The 16732-nt window shown below is 33.6% G+C and carries 16 protein-coding genes; 13 read left to right on the top strand and 3 right to left on the bottom strand.

Annotation, left to right across the window (positions count from 1 at the left end):
- The first annotated feature begins 73 nt into the window (after window positions 1-73).
- On the top strand, window positions 74-778 hold the full coding sequence (locus tag SD1D_RS06115) for an ABC transporter ATP-binding protein (protein ID WP_058258116.1): 705 nt from the start codon (window positions 74-76) through the stop codon (window positions 776-778).
- A complete protein-coding gene (locus SD1D_RS06110) occupies window positions 778-4056 on the top strand; it encodes an ABC transporter permease (protein WP_157893100.1) in 3279 nt (1092 codons plus the stop codon). Before SD1D_RS06115 ends, SD1D_RS06110 begins: the two co-directional genes overlap by 1 nt.
- 69 nt (window positions 4057-4125) lie before the next feature.
- On the opposite strand, the gene SD1D_RS06105 is transcribed toward SD1D_RS06110, so the two are convergent.
- Entirely contained in the window at window positions 4126-5034 is a 909-nt protein-coding gene (locus SD1D_RS06105; protein WP_058258114.1) for a LysR family transcriptional regulator, read from the bottom strand.
- A 329-nt stretch (window positions 5035-5363) separates the two neighbouring features.
- Here SD1D_RS06105 and SD1D_RS06100 point away from each other — a divergent pair, with 329 nt between their 5' ends.
- The 9 genes from SD1D_RS06100 (at window position 5364) to SD1D_RS06060 (ending at window position 13614) form a co-directional block, all read left to right on the top strand.
- Window positions 5364-6245 (top strand): sulfide/dihydroorotate dehydrogenase-like FAD/NAD-binding protein, encoded by an 882-nt coding sequence (locus tag SD1D_RS06100; protein WP_058258113.1) that lies wholly within the window; start codon window positions 5364-5366, stop codon window positions 6243-6245.
- 16 nt (window positions 6246-6261) lie between these two features.
- A complete protein-coding gene (gltA, locus tag SD1D_RS06095; protein WP_058258112.1) occupies window positions 6262-7653 on the top strand; it encodes an NADPH-dependent glutamate synthase in 1392 nt (463 codons plus the stop codon).
- A gap of 144 nt (window positions 7654-7797) precedes the next feature.
- Window positions 7798-8616 (top strand): alpha/beta fold hydrolase, encoded by an 819-nt coding sequence (locus SD1D_RS06090; RefSeq protein WP_058258111.1) that lies wholly within the window; start codon window positions 7798-7800, stop codon window positions 8614-8616.
- Window positions 8617-8747: 131 nt separating this feature from the next.
- Complete coding sequence (locus tag SD1D_RS06085; RefSeq protein WP_058258110.1) at window positions 8748-9125, top strand: RidA family protein; 378 nt, start codon at window positions 8748-8750, stop codon at window positions 9123-9125.
- Between the two features lie 355 nt (window positions 9126-9480).
- On the top strand, window positions 9481-9720 hold the full coding sequence (locus SD1D_RS06080) for a FeoA family protein (RefSeq protein WP_058258109.1): 240 nt from the start codon (window positions 9481-9483) through the stop codon (window positions 9718-9720).
- A gap of 5 nt (window positions 9721-9725) precedes the next feature.
- The gene (locus tag SD1D_RS06075) at window positions 9726-11501 is read left to right on the top strand and encodes a ferrous iron transporter B (RefSeq protein ID WP_058258108.1); all 1776 of its coding nucleotides are present in this window, start codon (window positions 9726-9728) and stop codon (window positions 11499-11501) included.
- 15 nt (window positions 11502-11516) lie between these two features.
- Window positions 11517-12077, top strand: a complete 561-nt coding sequence (locus SD1D_RS06070) for a hypothetical protein (RefSeq protein ID WP_058258107.1) — start codon at window positions 11517-11519, stop codon at window positions 12075-12077.
- 12 nt (window positions 12078-12089) lie between these two features.
- Window positions 12090-13079 (top strand): lysylphosphatidylglycerol synthase transmembrane domain-containing protein, encoded by a 990-nt coding sequence (locus tag SD1D_RS06065; protein ID WP_058258106.1) that lies wholly within the window; start codon window positions 12090-12092, stop codon window positions 13077-13079.
- The gene (locus tag SD1D_RS06060; RefSeq protein WP_058258105.1) at window positions 13048-13614 is read left to right on the top strand and encodes a CDP-alcohol phosphatidyltransferase family protein; all 567 of its coding nucleotides are present in this window, start codon (window positions 13048-13050) and stop codon (window positions 13612-13614) included. The genes SD1D_RS06065 and SD1D_RS06060 overlap by 32 nt, the downstream gene beginning before the upstream one ends.
- Before the next feature lie 22 nt (window positions 13615-13636).
- On the opposite strand, the gene SD1D_RS06055 is transcribed toward SD1D_RS06060, so the two are convergent.
- Window positions 13637-14017, bottom strand: a complete 381-nt coding sequence (locus SD1D_RS06055; RefSeq protein WP_058258104.1) for a metal-dependent transcriptional regulator — start codon at window positions 14015-14017, stop codon at window positions 13637-13639.
- A 248-nt stretch (window positions 14018-14265) separates the two neighbouring features.
- On the opposite strand from SD1D_RS06055, the gene SD1D_RS06050 reads away from it, so the two are divergent.
- Window positions 14266-15477, top strand: coding sequence for a hypothetical protein (locus SD1D_RS06050; protein ID WP_058258103.1), 1212 nt, complete (start codon window positions 14266-14268; stop codon window positions 15475-15477).
- Window positions 15478-15517: 40 nt separating this feature from the next.
- Here the strand turns inward: SD1D_RS06050 and SD1D_RS12145 are convergent, their stop codons facing one another.
- Window positions 15518-15688, bottom strand: a complete 171-nt coding sequence (locus SD1D_RS12145) for a hypothetical protein (protein WP_157893099.1) — start codon at window positions 15686-15688, stop codon at window positions 15518-15520.
- 335 nt (window positions 15689-16023) lie between these two features.
- Here SD1D_RS12145 and SD1D_RS06045 point away from each other — a divergent pair, with 335 nt between their 5' ends.
- On the top strand, window positions 16024-16722 hold the full coding sequence (locus tag SD1D_RS06045) for an insulinase family protein (protein ID WP_058258102.1): 699 nt from the start codon (window positions 16024-16026) through the stop codon (window positions 16720-16722).
- Window positions 16723-16732 lie beyond the last annotated feature (10 nt).

Genomic DNA, 16732 nt, shown 5'->3' with positions numbered 1-16732 from the left:
ATATTCTCCTTTCTTGTGATAAACTTAATTCTAATAAAATTAAGCCAAATTAAATCAGGGAGGTTTTTTAACTGTGAGCCCATATGTAAAATTTGAAAATGTTAATAAGATATATCAGACAGGTTATGTAAAATTATCGGCATTACATGATGTTTCTTTTGAAATAGAAGAAGGAGAAATCTGTGTAATTGTAGGTCAGTCTGGTGCCGGAAAGACAACACTTCTTAATATATTAGGGGGTATGGATACTCTTACTTCAGGCAGGGTTATGCTGCAAGATAAGGAGATTTCCTCTTTAAATAAACATGAACTGACTAGATACCGCAGGGAGGATATTGGTTTTGTATTTCAATTTTATAATCTTATTCCTAATCTTACGGCTCTAGAAAATGTAGAGATTGTAACACAGATGATAAAGGAGCCTTTTCCTGCCAAGCAGGTACTTGAAAGTGTCGGTCTAGGAGATAGACTCCATCATTTTCCTGCACAGCTATCCGGTGGAGAACAGCAGCGGGTAGCCATTGCTAGGGCTTTGGCTAAGAAACCGAAATTGTTATTATGTGATGAGCCAACCGGAGCCTTAGATTACCAGACGGGAAGGCAGATTTTAAAGCTTTTACAAGATCAGAGCCGTAAACATGGAATGCTGGTAGTTATAGTTACCCATAATTCTGCCCTAACAGCTATGGCAGACCGTGTTATCCATGTAAAAAGCGGAACTGTGGTATCTGTTGAGAAAAACGAAAAAGCTTTATCAATAGAGGAGATTGAATGGTAATGATAAAAAATTCAGCTTGGCGCAAGAACAATATACGGGAAATTAAATATACACTTGAACGCTACCTTGCTATTGTGCTTATTATTGCCCTGGGGGTAGGTTTTTTTTCCGGATTAAAAATCACACAGACAGCCATGGTAAAAACCTTAGATTCTTATGTTTTAAATCAGCAAATGTATGACTATAAACTGATTTCTACTTTAGGTTTGTCTAATGAAGATGTGGAATACTTTTCCTCTCAGGATGGTATAACCGCTGAAGGTGCTATTTCCATGGATTTTATTGCAGATATGGGTATAAAAAATGACCTTGTATTAAAGGCCCACTCCATAACTGATAAAATCAATCACTTAGCAATCAAATCCGGAAGAATGCCGAAGGCGGCAAATGAATGTGTACTAGATGCCAGAATTTTTTCGGAAGATATGATTGGGACAAAGATTAGGATGGCTTCTAGTAATGAAGAAGATATTTTTGATGCATTTACATATAGGGAATATATGGTGGTTGGTATCGCAGATTCCGTTAATTATCTAAATTACGATAGAGGAACTACCAGTCTTTCAGACGGTTCCATATATGGCTTTGTTTATATGCCTATAGAGGGATTTTCAACTGATTACTATACAGAGATTTTAGTCCGTTTGGATGGCTATTATGAAGTATATAGCAAAGAATATAATGATTTTATTGCCCAAAAAGAAAAAACATTAAAGGAAGACTTGGAAATGAGGGGGGAGCTTCGCCATCAGGAAATAGTTGATGAAGCCAGCCAAAAAGTATTAGAAGCAGAAAAAGAATATAAGGAAGCCTATGAAGAGTATTTGTCTAAAAAAGCTGACAGTGAAAAGGAACTGAATGAGGCTTATAAAAAACTAAAAGAAGCAGAAGAAGAAATCAGAAAACAGGAAGAAAAATTAAAAGAGGCCGAAGATAAGATTGCTGAAGGGGAAAAGGACTATAAAAAATCACTGAAAGAATATGAAAAGTCCTATAGGGATTATGAAACACAAAAGACTAATAGCTTAGCCCAATTAGAAAGTCGTCAAAAAGAACTTGATTTAAATCGTGAAACTGTAACCAAGGCCATAGAAGAGATTGAAGAGAGCGGTATAATCAATCAGCATAATCAGCTTTCTGAAAATATCCTTAAGCTAGAAGCTGCTCTTTTACAAATAGAAGATGCTGAAAGTGAAGAATATATAGCAATTAGCAGTCAGCTTAAAGAAGCAAAGGCAGGGCTTACAGATATAGAAGCCAGTGGTGTTTTAGAAAAATATTCAGAACTTAAAGAAACTCTTACCAAGCTTGATAAAGGGCAATATGAGCTAGACAGGGAAAAAAAAGAAGCAAATAGAAAATTTGAGGAAGCTTATAAGCAACTTGCAGCAGCAAAAGAAAGTCTTAATAAGGCTAAAGTCCAGATAGAAAACAATAAAGAGGAAATTGCATCTGGCTGGGAAGCTATTAAGGAAGCTAAGGCAGAATATGAAAAAGGCCTTAAGGAATATAAGGAAGGAAAAGAAGAGGCCCATAAGTCTTTTGCTGAAGCCAAAGAGGAGTTTAAGAAGGTAGAAGAAGAAATTGATAAGGGATGGAAGGAAGTTGAGGATATTCCCACAGCCAAGGTTTATATGCTAAATCGCAATCAGAATATGGGATATGCCAGTTTTGAAAATGATTCAGCTATAGTAGACGGGGTTGCAAAGGTTCTTCCCTTTTTCTTCTTCTTAGTGGCCGCCTTGGTATGTTTAACTACAATGACTCGAATGGTGGATGAGCAGCGTACTCAAATAGGTACCCTAAAGGCCTTAGGCTACAGTGATGCTGCAATTAGTGGAAAATACGTTGCCTATTCAGGCAGTGCTGCCATAGTGGGCTCAGTTCTTGGATATTTTCTAGGAACCAAGTATTTTCCTATGGCAATATGGAAAGCCTATGGTATGTTATACGGCTTTTCATCCATTGAGTATGTATTTGATCTAAAATTGGCCCTCTTTTCCTTGGCAGTAGCTTTGATTTGCTCTGCCGGTGTGACCTATATTTCTTGTAAATCAGAGTTACTTATGATGCCTGCACAACTTATCAGGCCAAAAGCTCCAAAAGCCGGGAAGCGGGTACTTTTAGAGTATATACCATTTATATGGAAAAGAGTAGGTTTCCTTCATAAGGTTTCAATCCGTAATATATTAAGATATAAGCGGCGATTTTTTATGACAATCCTGGGTATTGCAGGATGTACCTCATTGGTAGTGGCAGCAATGGGCATCAGTAACTCAATCCGTAATATTGTAAATGATCAATTTGATACAATTATGAAATACGATTATAATATTTCTTTTACCGAAGCATTTAATAAAGAGGAAAGAAAGAATTTTATAGAGAAAAATTCGGATATATTATCAGAATGTGTATTTATCTTATCCGATGAGATAGAAGTGGTAGATGATAATAAAATAAAAAAAGCAACTGTGGTAGCAACTGATGATCCAAATATTACAAATATAATAGGTTTGCATATGGATAGTAAGACCTTGCCATATCCGAAAGATGGTAAAGCTACTATAAGCGATAGGTTGGCAGAGGAATTTAAGTTAAAGCCAGGGGATACTATTACTATTAAGATTAATGAAGTTGATACTACAGATATAGAAATAGGCAGTATCTTTGAAAATTATGTAGGTAATTACTTATTGATGACCGGGCAAACTTATAAGGCCTTATTTAATAAAGAGGTCCAATATAAAAATGCCTATGCCACCAGTAATAATGAGGATTTGTACAAGGTATCTGCAAGCTTATCAAAGGATGAAAATGTGGCTACTGTATCTGTAACTGATGATTTAAGAAATATGGTTAATAATATGATGCAGAGTCTAGACGCCATTATATGGTTGGTTATTCTCTGTGCCGGTGCCCTAGGCTTTGTGGTAATCTATAATCTGAATAATATTAATATTACTGAACGAAGCCGTGAGATTGCCACAATTAAAGTTATCGGCTTTTACTCTAGAGAAACAAAGGAATATGTTTTTAGAGAGACGGTCATATTGACTGTAATCGGCTCCCTTCTTGGCCTTGGTCTTGGTAAGCTGCTTCACAGCTTTATTATGGATCAAATTAAAGTTGAAGCCATATCCTTTAAGGAGCAGATATTTGCTTCTAGCTATTTAATAGCCCTTATAGTAACATTTATGATAACATTTTTGGTTAATTTGATTTTAAGAAGGAAGATAGAAAGAATAAATATGACGGAATCTCTAAAATCGGTTGAATAACAAGAAGAAGAAATCCCCCTTGTGAAACTCGTTAAAATATTGTTCACAGGGGGGTAAATTTAGTTATTTCTAATAATTACCTAGAGATTTTTTATTGATATTGTGATAATTAAGTGTATAGTTTATAAATTTTTTTTCGTTGTTAGTCATACATAAATCTTTATTTGTAACAAGACATATTTCCCACACAAAAGTTTCATCATTAAAAGGTAACACCTTAGTGTTAGACGAACCAATCTCATCGACAACAAAGTATGCACTTATACCAACACAATCATTAGAACGACTGAATCTATGAACCGTCAAAATTCCACCAACAGGATAAGTAATATTAGGAGTAAGACCTGCCTTTTCGCATCTACTAACAAAATTATAGTAAGTTCTAAACTTATGATTAAGAATTACAATATTTTCATCTTTTAAATCCACAAAATCCAAAGTGTTTTTTCTTGATAGGGGATTATCATCATTAACTAGGGCACACATATTTTCTTTTTTAATAGTTATTGAATTGAATTTTGATTTATCTATAGGCCCTATCAAAAAAGCCATATCCAATTTATTATCAAGAATTAATTGTTCGCATTCCAAATCAGTGTGTTCTGAAATATCCAATTCGATATCCCTGTGATTTTTGCTAAAATCTGCAATGAATTCAGTGGATAAAGCATTTAAAACACCATTGGAAAATCCAATTTTAATACTTTCATGATTAGATATAGACATTTTATTAAGATTTTGCATTAGGATATCATATTCCTGGATTATAGGTATGGAATGCTTATATAAATATTCTCCATACTCTGTTAATTCAAGTACATTATTTGATCTTACTAAAAGGGGCAGTTGAAGTTCTTCCTCCATATTTTTTATAGATTTACTTAATGCTTGTTGAGTGACAAATAGACTTTTGGCGGCATTTGAAAAACTCTTATCTTCACAAATCTGCAAAAAATAACGTAACTGTTTTAAGTCCATTAAAAACCACCTTTAACTAGCAATAATAAATTCCTATTATAAACCCCATGAAAAGAAAAATCAAATCATAAATAATTGTATTTGTTTACCTATCACTAAAAGTTGTGATCTATAGAAATTAAGTTGCTTTTCATACTATAAAATTTAAGATACAATACTGATTGTATTGTTTTTTATTTAACAAACTTTTTATAAAAAAAGATTTTACATAAAGTAATATAAATTCACAGCTGTGCTAATATTTGTTATAAATTTATAGTTGATTTCTTGCTGTTAATATGGAAGAATAACAGTTAATTACGCTTGCCATTAGATTAAGGAGGTTAAACATGTACAAGATAGTAAACAAAAGGCAATTAGGATCACAGATTTATTTAATGGATATAGAAGCTCCTAGAGTCGCCAAATCTGCTAATCCCGGTCAATTTGTCATTGTTAAGATGGATGAAAAGGGTGAGAGAATCCCTCTAACTATTTGTGATTATGATAGAGATTTGGGTACAGTAACAATCGTATTCCAGACACTTGGAGAGTCAACAAAAAAGATGGCTCAGTATGAGGAAGGAGAATTTTTCTCTGATTTTGTTGGCCCCCTTGGTATGCCTTCTGAATTTGTCAAGGAAGATATAGATGAATTAAGAAAAAAGAATATTCTATTTATAGCAGGTGGAGTCGGAACTGCACCGGTTTATCCTCAGGTTAAATGGATGTTTAATAACGATATTAAAGTTGATGTAATAATCGGTACCAGAACAAAAGATACTCTTATACTTGAGGATGAGATGAAAGCTGTGGCAGGAGAACTTTATATAGCCACAGATGACGGCTCCTATGGTTATAAGGGAATGGTAACTAATCTTCTTAAGGATTTAGTAGAAAAAGAAGGTAAAAAATATGATTTGGTAGTTGCTATCGGCCCCATGATTATGATGAAATTTGTATGCCAGCTGACTAAGGAATTAAATATTCCTACAGTAGTTAGTTTAAATCCTATCATGGTAGACGGAACCGGTATGTGTGGTGCATGTAGAGTAACTGTAGGTAATGAAGTTAAATTTGCCTGTGTAGACGGTCCGGAATTTGACGGACATTTGGTTAATTTTGATGAAGCAATGAGAAGGCAGGCAATGTATAAGACCGAAGAAGGACGAGCTATTCTTAAAATTGAAGAAGGAGATACACATCACAGACCAGGCTGTGATTGTGAGTAGTAAGGAGGAAGAATAAATGGCAGTAGATAGAATGGTAAGAACTCCTATAAGTGAACAGGACCCTAAGGTAAGAGCTACTAATTTTGATGAAGTATGTTTAGGATATACAGAAGAAGAGGCAATAAAAGAGGCAAGTAGATGCCTAAACTGTAAAAAACCTTTATGTGTTTCACAGTGCCCTGTAACAATTGATATTCCTACATTTATTCAATATGTAAAGGAAGGGGAATTTGAAAAGGCTGCAAGAACCATAGCACAGGCCAGTGCACTTCCTGCTGTATGCGGAAGAGTATGCCCTCAAGAGGTACAATGTGAAGGTAAATGTGTTCTTGGTATTAAAGGAGAGTCTGTAGCTATAGGTAAGCTTGAAAGATTTGTAGCTGACTGGGCTAGGGAAAATAATATTGATTTAAATGAAACAAAAGAGAAAAATGGTAAGAAAGTTGCTGTAATAGGAAGTGGACCTGCAGGTCTTACCTGTGCAGGTGACCTGGCAAAGCTGGGCTATGAGGTAACTATTTTCGAAGCATTACATGAGCCGGGGGGAGTTTTAATTTATGGTATTCCAGAATTTAGACTTCCCAAAGATACAGTGGTTAAACATGAAATCGATAATGTAAAAAAATTAGGAGTAAAGATTGAGACTAATGTTATCGTAGGCAGAACTGTTACTATTGATTCTTTACTGGAAGATGAAGGATATGATGCGGTATTTATTGGATCCGGAGCAGGTCTTCCTAAGTTTATGGGTATCCCGGGAGAGAATTCTAACGGAGTGTTTTCTGCCAATGAATTCTTAACAAGAAGCAACCTAATGAAGGCTTACATAGATGATTATGCTACACCTATAAAAGTCGGTAAAAAGGTTGCTGTGGTTGGTGGCGGTAATGTTGCTATGGATGCTGCCAGAACTGCCCTAAGACTTGGAGCAGAAGTTCATATTGTTTATAGAAGATCAGAAAGTGAGTTACCGGCAAGAGTTGAGGAAATTCATCATGCCAAAGAAGAAGGAGTAATCTTTGATCTTCTAACCAATCCCGTAGAAATCTTAGCAGATGAGAACGGTTGGGTTACAGGTATGAAGTGCGTAAAAATGGAACTGGGAGAGCCGGATGCATCAGGAAGAAGAAGGCCTATGGAAGTTGCAGGTTCAGAATTTATAATGGATGTAGATACAGTTATTATGTCACTGGGAACATCTCCAAATCCCCTAATTACATCTACAACAGAAGGACTTAAAACCAATAAATGGCAGTGTATAGTAGCCGATGAAGAAACAGGACTTACTTCAAGAGATAGGGTCTATGCCGGAGGCGACGCTGTAAGCGGAGCAGCTACAGTAATTTTAGCTATGGGCGCCGGTAAAAAAGCTGCAAAAGCTATCGATGATTTTTTAAGTAAAAATTAATCATATTAAATAGGGTTATCTGATATGGGATTAACTATATCAGATAGCCCTTTAATTTTCTGCTTATATGAATTTGCTATCAAATATACACATAAGTTTTTTCTAAGAATATGATAGTATATATTCCTTCATTAAGGTGAAAATATGGGCTATTATATTAAAGTAAAAGACAAGGTAAAAATATATGTTGAAGATTTAAGACCGGAATGTAAAAAAACAATTGTATTTTTACACGGTTGGCCTGCCAATCATAATCTTTTTGAATACCAATTTAATAAGCTGCCCAAGTTAGGTTATAGGTGTATTGGAATTGATACAAGAGGATTTGGTAAATCTGATAAGCCATTTAATGGGTATGATTATAATACATTGGCAGAGGATTTAAAAGATGTGGTAGAGGCTTTAGGTTTAAGTGATTTTACCTTAGCAGGCCATTCTACCGGTGGTGCAATAGCAGCAAGATATATGTATCGTTATAAAGGATATGGAGTATCAAAACTGGTACTTATAGCAGCCGCAGCCCCAAGTTTAATTAAACGACCTAATTTTCCTTATGGTTTAGATATAGAAACAGTATTACAAATAATCGAGGGCACTTATAATGACCGCCCCCAAATGCTACAAGATTTTGGTAATAAATTTTTCTTTCAACATAGCTCAGAAGCTTTCTCAAAGTGGTTTTTCCGTTTAGGCTTGCAAGCAGCCGGTTGGGCCACTGCAGCAATAGCAAAAACTTGGATAAATGAGGTACTATTTGCCGACTTAGAATCAATATCAGTACCTACATTGATAATTCATGGTATTCATGATAAAATCGTACCTTTTGAACTGGGTAAGATACAGCATAGTATGATAAGAAATTCTATATTAATTCCCTTTGAATTTTCAGGTCATGGATCTTTTTATGATCAGAAAGATGAATTTAATAATGTAATAGATAAATTTATCGGAAATAGATTATAATCATAAAGCACAGGTATCAGCCTGTGTTTTAGTTTTATAAAAATCTTGTAAAAGATGTAAGATATGATTATAATTAGAAAATGAAATAAAAATGGCAAACCTATAAAAGAAAATCTATGGAGGCGTATTATATGATAAAAAAAGTAAATACAGAAAAAGCCCCTGCGGCTATCGGACCCTATTCCCAAGCAATAATATATGATAATATCCTATTTACTTCAGGACAGATACCTATTAATCCCAAAACAGGCGAAATAAATGGAGATGACATTGAAACTCAAGCACAACAGGTAATGGAGAATATATCGGCTGTTTTAGAAGAAGCAGGATCATCTTTTGAGAAAGTTATAAAGACTACATGTTTTTTAAAGGATATGGATGACTTTGCTAAGTTTAACGAAGTATATGCAAAGTATTTTACCGGCAAGCCTGCTCGTTCATGTGTAGCTGTACAAAGGCTTCCCAAGGATGTACTATGTGAAGTTGAGGTAATAGCATTGATAAAATAATGTATAGATATTTAAGGTGTACTAAAACATTCTGTTAGGTTTTAGAAGGAATGTTTTGGTACACCTTTTTTTATAAATGAGTAAAATCAACTTAATTTACAATCAATTTTTTTTTACAAATATAAGCATTTGAAGGCTTATAAAATAATATAGTATCAATAAAATGGATACAAGTAGAGATAAAATAAATTGTTCAAGCATATAATACTATGGATAATGAAAATTATTTTCAAAAAACTCGTTATTTTATTGACAAAGTTCGACCGGTGTGATATATATATGTAAGTTAGACGTGACTAACTTTTATAGTATATGAATAATCCATAACAATATAGAAGATAAGGAGAGAGTTTAAGTGAGAAAGAAAAACTCCGAAAAGATTTCTAACAGCCTTTATTATGCTAAAGATAATTTACAATATACTATTACCAGCGCACCGGAACTTGGTATTTTAAAAAGCTTAGGTATTGTAAAAGATGCCCGTGTTTGCAAGAAGATGACCCATTGGATGGGTGGACCGGTGTTAGTTAAGATAGAATCCAGTGAGATTGCAATCGGTAAAGATATAGCTGAAAAAATTATGGTAAGGGGGTAGCTAAAGTGGCTGCTTGTCATGAAATAAATTATGATGAAAAGATTTATGAAAAACCCAATAAAATTCTTCTGATGGGTAATCCAAACGTTGGAAAAAGTGTATTTTTTTCAAATCTGACAGGAATTCATGTGGTTAGTTCCAACTATGCGGGAACCACAGTTAGTTATACAGAGGGAACATTGAAATTAGGTAATGAAAGCTATACTTTAATTGACGTTCCCGGTACATATTCTATGGAAGCGACTTCAGAAGCAGAAGAGGTGGCAGTACGTTTTATGAACAGCAATCCTATTGCTGTTTTATGCGTATTAGACGCCACTAATCTGGAACGGAATATTAAACTGGGACTAGAACTTCAGAAATATAAGGTGCCTATTGTATATGCACTAAACTTAACCGATGTTGCTAAGAGACATGGTTACGAAATTAATGTAAGCTTATTATCAAAGGAATTAGCTGCCCCGGTTATTCCTACGGTAGCCGTTAAAAATGAAGGCCTTAATCAGTTAAAAGACGAACTGCAAAAGGTAATAAATAGGCCAAAAATGGCCTGTGGCAATTGCTCATCTTGTCCTGCTTGTGCCTCAAATATGTTAAATACCTGGGATAGGGCAAGAGAAATAACAGCCAAAGTAAGAAAAAAAGTGGACACTAAATTATCCTTCTTAGATAGATTAGGCAGCAATATGCTAAAACCTTGGCCGGGAATTCCCATAGCAATCCTTGTTATTTTATTATCATTAGGTGTTATTGTAGGTGGAGGTAAGGCACTTAGGGCAACCCTATTATTACCCTTAGTAAATAAAGTGTTGGTTCCATTCTTTAAGATGGTGTTTTCATCATTTGTACCGGAAGGAACTTTACTAAATGTTCTAATCGGTGAGTATGGTATATTTGTAATAGGATTTGAATGGATTATAGCATTGATTTTCCCTTATGTACTATTGTTTTACATAGTATTTTCATTTTTGGAGGATTCCGGTGTATTACCTCGCTTAAGCGTCTTATTCGATAACATAATGCGTAAGATGGGAATTCAAGGGGGTAGTATGATAACTATCTTATTAGGATATGGTTGTGCTGTACCTGCTATTATCGGATCTAGGGCAGCAACAACTAAGAAGGAACGCTTGATTATTTCTTCTATTGTCTGTTTTGCAGTGCCTTGTATTTCTCAGACAGGAGCCTTAATCAGCTTATTTGCAGGATTTTCACCGGTATTATTAATACTTATGATATTATTGTCCTTATCAATTATGATGATTGTTTCTTCTGTTTTATCCCGTCTCTTAAAGGGAACAGTGGATCCTATGGTTATTGAAATTCCTAATTTACTTATGCCAAACGGCAAGGCCTATGGAAAAAAATTAATGTTAAGGATGAAAGGTTTCTTACTTGATGCGGAAGTTCCTATGTTAATCTCAATTGTAATTGCTGCCCTATTAAAAGAAACCGGCCTTTTAGCTCAAATAGCTGTATATCTTGAGCCAATTGTAAGCGGATGGCTTGGATTACCTAAGGATGCGGTAATAGCCTTGATTTTAGGAATTGTCCGTCGTGAGATGGCAGTTGCTCCCCTACTTGCTATTGAAGGATTAACAGCCCTACAAGCATTTGTAGGTGGTACAGTAGCGTTATTATATTTGCCCTGTTTATCTGTATTTGGTATTTTAACAAAAGAATTTAGCGTAAAAGTGGCACTTACGATAGCTTGTTCTACAACAATAACCGCATTTGTGGTTGCAGGACTTATAAATCAATTAGCACATTTATTTATGTAAAGGGTGGTTTTATATATGGTTAAATTTATACCCAAGATTACCAAGTCTTTAGAACGTTTAGCAGCAAAGAATACTTCTATATATAGAACCATATCCCTATATTATAAAAATGTTGTTAAAGAAGAGGTTGCTTTAGCAAATATTAAATCTACAGATAAAGTTTTATGCATAGGGGGAGGACCTTGTCCTTTTAGCGCTATATTGTTACATGAGTATACACAGGCTCATGTAACAATTATTGATAATGATATTAGCTGCGTACAAACATCTAGGGATTTAATAAGAAGATTAGGATATGAAGATTATATAGATGTTTTACATAGTGACGGAAGCAATATTTCTCCTAAAGACTATAGTGTAATTCATATGGCAGTACAAGTCTGCCCTATGGAGCAAGTATTTTGCCATTTAAAACAAGGGTGTAAGTTTGGTGCCAAAATCTTGGTACGGCTACCAAAAAAGACCTTATCTAATTTTTATTCCATAGGTGATTCTTCCATATTTCATAACTACTGTGGTATGGCTAGTTATACTTGGAGGAATATAGACCGTACGGCATTGTTTATAAAATATTAAGGAGCATTTTAGATGAAAAAAGTGGGGCTGATAATACTTTCTATCCTATTGTTGGTAATGCTTTGGCAATTTGATTTTACTGAATTTTTTATAAGTATTAGGAAAGTGTCCCTCCTAGGATTTATAGCCTTGTTATTTTTGCAAGTAATTAGCCAGCTGCTTGTTAATTATCAATGGTGTAGAATTAGTAAGATTATGGGTGGGGAAAACAATTTCTTTAAGATGTTATACATAAATACCAGAGGTATGATTATTGAATGTGTTACCCCCGGAGTAAAAGTAGGTGGAGAAGTTACCCGGGGTATATTATTGAAAAAGGAATTGAACTATTCCACACAAGAGGCGGCAACCTTGGTTACAATTCAAAAGATGCTTAGTTTCTCCAGCTTTTTTCTAATCAATATATTTGCTTTTGCTCATATATCAAATGAGTTTGAAATTTTTCAAGCTGTTTTTATAAAAGTCATTATCTATTTCTTTCTTATAGCTTTATTAGGGATATTAATTTTAATATTTGCATGTAGCAGCAGCTTAGAAAATAGAATAAGGACAAGCAACCCTAGATATAAATGGTCAGATGTTATCAAGCAATTTATGCTAAGCTTATTATCTAATATAAAGGTATTAAAAAGTATTAAAGGGGAAATCTATAAGCAATTCTTATTATCCTTAATTATATGGATAATATTTCCCATGAAAATGATATTGTTGGTTCACTTATTTACTAGCAATTATGATCCTATATTTTTGGCTGAAGTTACATTTATATCATATCTGGTGGGAATGATTCCTTTGTTGCCCGGTGGTATTGGAAGTTTTGAAGCTACCATGGCAAGTTTACTTATGGTTATGGAGATAAAATCCGGTGATGCCTTGGCCATTACTTTACTATTTCGCTTTATTACTTTCTGGTTTGTTATTCTTATCAGCCTTTTATATATAGCTATATGGAAATTAGGAGGAAGAAAAAATGAAGGCCACAAAGTTAAAACATCTACCTAATATACTTACTTCCTGCAACATGGCTATAGGAATTTTAGTTATATGTTCAATGATACATAATGATAGCTTATCAGATAGAAAGTTAGCATGTTATTTGGTTTATGTGGCCGTAGTACTTGATGGATTTGACGGGTATTTTGCCAGATACCTAAATGCTTCTTCAGATATGGGTAAACAACTAGATTCATTTGCAGATTTTGTTACCTTCGGAATAGCTCCGATTACAATATTTATATCCGGTCTTAAATTTATCCCTTGGTATGTTATGTTAATTTTATTGTTATATTCTCTTGCCGGGGGATTTCGATTGGCAAGATATAATTTACAAAATCATAGTGAATATTTTACCGGCCTTCCCATAACTGCTTCAGGTTTTATTATGGTAACCGTATTACTTATTCGAAGTTATCTAGATAGGGAAATTACAGGAATTTTTTTAATCTTATTTTTAATACTTACTGTAATCTTGTCTATATTGATGGTAAGTAAGTTTCCTGTTAAACGTATTATAAAAAATAAAAAGGGATATAAATAAGGGTACCTAGATTTAGGTACCTCTAACTATTGTTATTAATCTGTAAATAGTCTTTCATGGCACGGATGGAATCGTTGCTGATAACATGTTCTATAGAACATGCATCCTCATCGGCAATTTCTTCATCAATTTTAAGCACCTTGGTAAAAAACTCTCTAATAATATTATGCTTTTCCGAAGTGAGTTTAGCTTGTTCAAGGCCGGCGGGAGTCAAAAATACTTCTTTATATTTCTCATTAATAACAAATCCTTTATTGGCCAGGGTTACCATGGCATTATTAACGCTTGCCTTTGTAACTCCTAATTTTTCAGAAATATCTGATACTCTGGCTCCACAACTGCCTCCTGACAACTCATATATGGCTTCAAGATAGTTTTCCATTGCATATGTAAGTTTTTTCATCATATTCCTCCGCAATATGGGGACACATAAAGTGCAGTTAATTATTACTAGATATAATTATATTATACACAATATTATTTCTGACACAAGGCATAAGGCTGTTACATAATATGTAAATATTAATTTTAAGTAAGAAAAACTTAATATAATTATAGTTGAACATGATTCTTTATTATTATACCATACATGTACATAAAAAATAATTAAAAAATGTGCTCATATAAAGGGACACATTGGGAGGAGTAGTAATGCAAATGAAAAAAAGAATGAATATAGCTTTATCTATTATGGTATTAACAATTATATTAGGAGCTTGTGGTAAAAAAAATAATATAGATAATAATAAAGCTCTTATAGAAAGTGAAAATTCAATAGAAGAAAACGATACATTAACAGAAAAAGAGAATAATAATAGTACCCAGGAAAAACTTATTCAAAATAAAACAGCCGGATATCAAGGCCAGCAATTATTAAGGGTGGATTTCAAAGCTAAAACCCATGTAGAAATTGTAGATAAAGAGAGTTATTATTCCAGTATGGAAGATAAAGGTGAATTTACAAAAAGCAGTAATATTCCCTCCCAACTGTGTGATATAATTTTGGAAGCAATGGAAAGTGGTACTGAGATAGAAACTTTTACTCCTTTAGAGGTTGGTACTGAGATTAGTCAGGAGGAATTCTGTACTAATACCGGTATTACACCGGAAAATATGGAAACAGTAGCAGCCCTTAAAGTAGATGTAGATAATGACGGTATTGAAGATTTGATTGGGCAATATTTCTACGGCGGAACCGGTGGTTTTAGCAGCATGATGTTGTATAAGGGATCAGTTGAGGGACAATATATCCTAAGTAATTCTTTTGAATGTTTTCTTCAGAATTTTTCTGTTATAAAATATCAAGATAAGAATTATTTACTTATGGAAGAATTCGACTATTATACAAAATATTATAACGGATATTCCCTATATCTTTATGAAGAGGGCAAATTGGCTGATGGCAAATTATTTTCCTTTGTAATAGATGATTATGATATGGATATTGTATATGAGGATAAATCCTTTGAAGCAATTGATACAGTTAAAAAAACCTTATGTAATAGTAATCTCTCTGATATTTTATACAGTAATGATGGAGTCATTATAGGTACCGGGGAAACTTTATATGAAGATTCAGATTATGCCTACAGTGCGGATATAAACAATGACGGTAATGAGGACTACTACAATAAAAATATGTGGTATCCTTCAAATATGGGAACTGTCATGAGCTGTATATATGACTTTAAGGATTCCATAATCCTGGAGGATTTATGCAGAAACTTGACAGATGAGATAGGTAATGGCAGGTTATATACCTTCTGGCTTGATGAGGTAAATGGTAATAATCTATTATATTTGTACTTTGGAGATAATCTAGATTATTCCCTATATGGATTTTTAATCAGCCAATATAAATAGAAAATATCCCCTTAAAAACAGTGACCGGTAATTCATAAAATTACCGGTCATTTTTCTTGTTTTTATCAGAAAATCCGTATGGGTCTCCGTCACCGTATCCTTCCCTGCTGGCCATGTCTTTTACAGAATTATTGGCATTTGAGTTCTTAGCCCGTTCTTTATGATTTAATCCAAGTTCTTTCCTATATCTTTGATTTGATTGTTTACTCATAATTTACACTTCCTTTATAAGAGATTATAGACTTATTGTGCCTATGGACTTCTTTAGATATTCATATAATACTGATAAATATTTTAAAGAAGCATAGTCTTAGAGTTATTTAATTTCCTTTAAGTCATAAATAAAAGGAATGATGAATATGCTTGTTTAGTATAAATCTTAATTAAAATATTAAAATATATATGGTAAATTATGGTTCTAACTGTATTAAATAAATTAAAAAATTTAATGCAGTTATTAAATAATAAAAGAGGACAATAGCAAATATTAAAGCTGAATTTGAAATACTATTTTCTGACCCGATTAATCTTATCCAAGATCGTAGCATGGCATATACCAGTGCTACATCTAGATACTATAATTATCTCAATGGATTAGATTATTATAATTTTATCTTATCATTGGAAAAAGAGCTTAATTCTAATCCGGACCGGATATATAAAAAATTATTATCAATACGAGAAAAAGCATTTATGTGTAATAAACAAAATATGGATATATTATTTGCAGGTAATATAGCTACCCTAGATAAGTTTAAAAGTGCCATGGCTAGTTTTACAGGTAAGTTTATAAGTTCTAGTTTTATGAAAGAAGAATACGACTTACCTAGACCGGCAAGGAGAGAAGCAATAGTATTTAATTCTCCGGTACAATATCTATTTGTTAACGGCAGTTTAACTGCCAATGATGTCCCTATAAGCCCTAAGGGGAAGGTTATTAGTACTATATTAAATAACCTTATGCTTACTCCAGAAATACGGTTAAAAGGTGGGGCTTATGGAGGTTCGTCAGCTTTTATTAATAATAATTATGTAGTATATACATATAGGGATAGTAATTTTGTTAATTCCCTTAATGTTATTGGTGCTACTGATGAGTTTTTATCAGCCATATCACCTTATATGACAAAAGAAACATTAGAAAGTTATATACTTTCAATATTCGCTTCCCTAGATCAAAGTGAGGGAGAATTAGACGATGCTATGAATACCCTAGTAGATAAATATATTAATCCAATGAATTAAAATCCAACTT

This window comes from Herbinix luporum (genome assembly GCF_900070325.1).
GTDB lineage: Bacteria > Bacillota > Clostridia > Lachnospirales > Lachnospiraceae > Mobilitalea > Mobilitalea luporum.
This window is presented reverse-complemented; position numbering and strand designations above follow the sequence as displayed.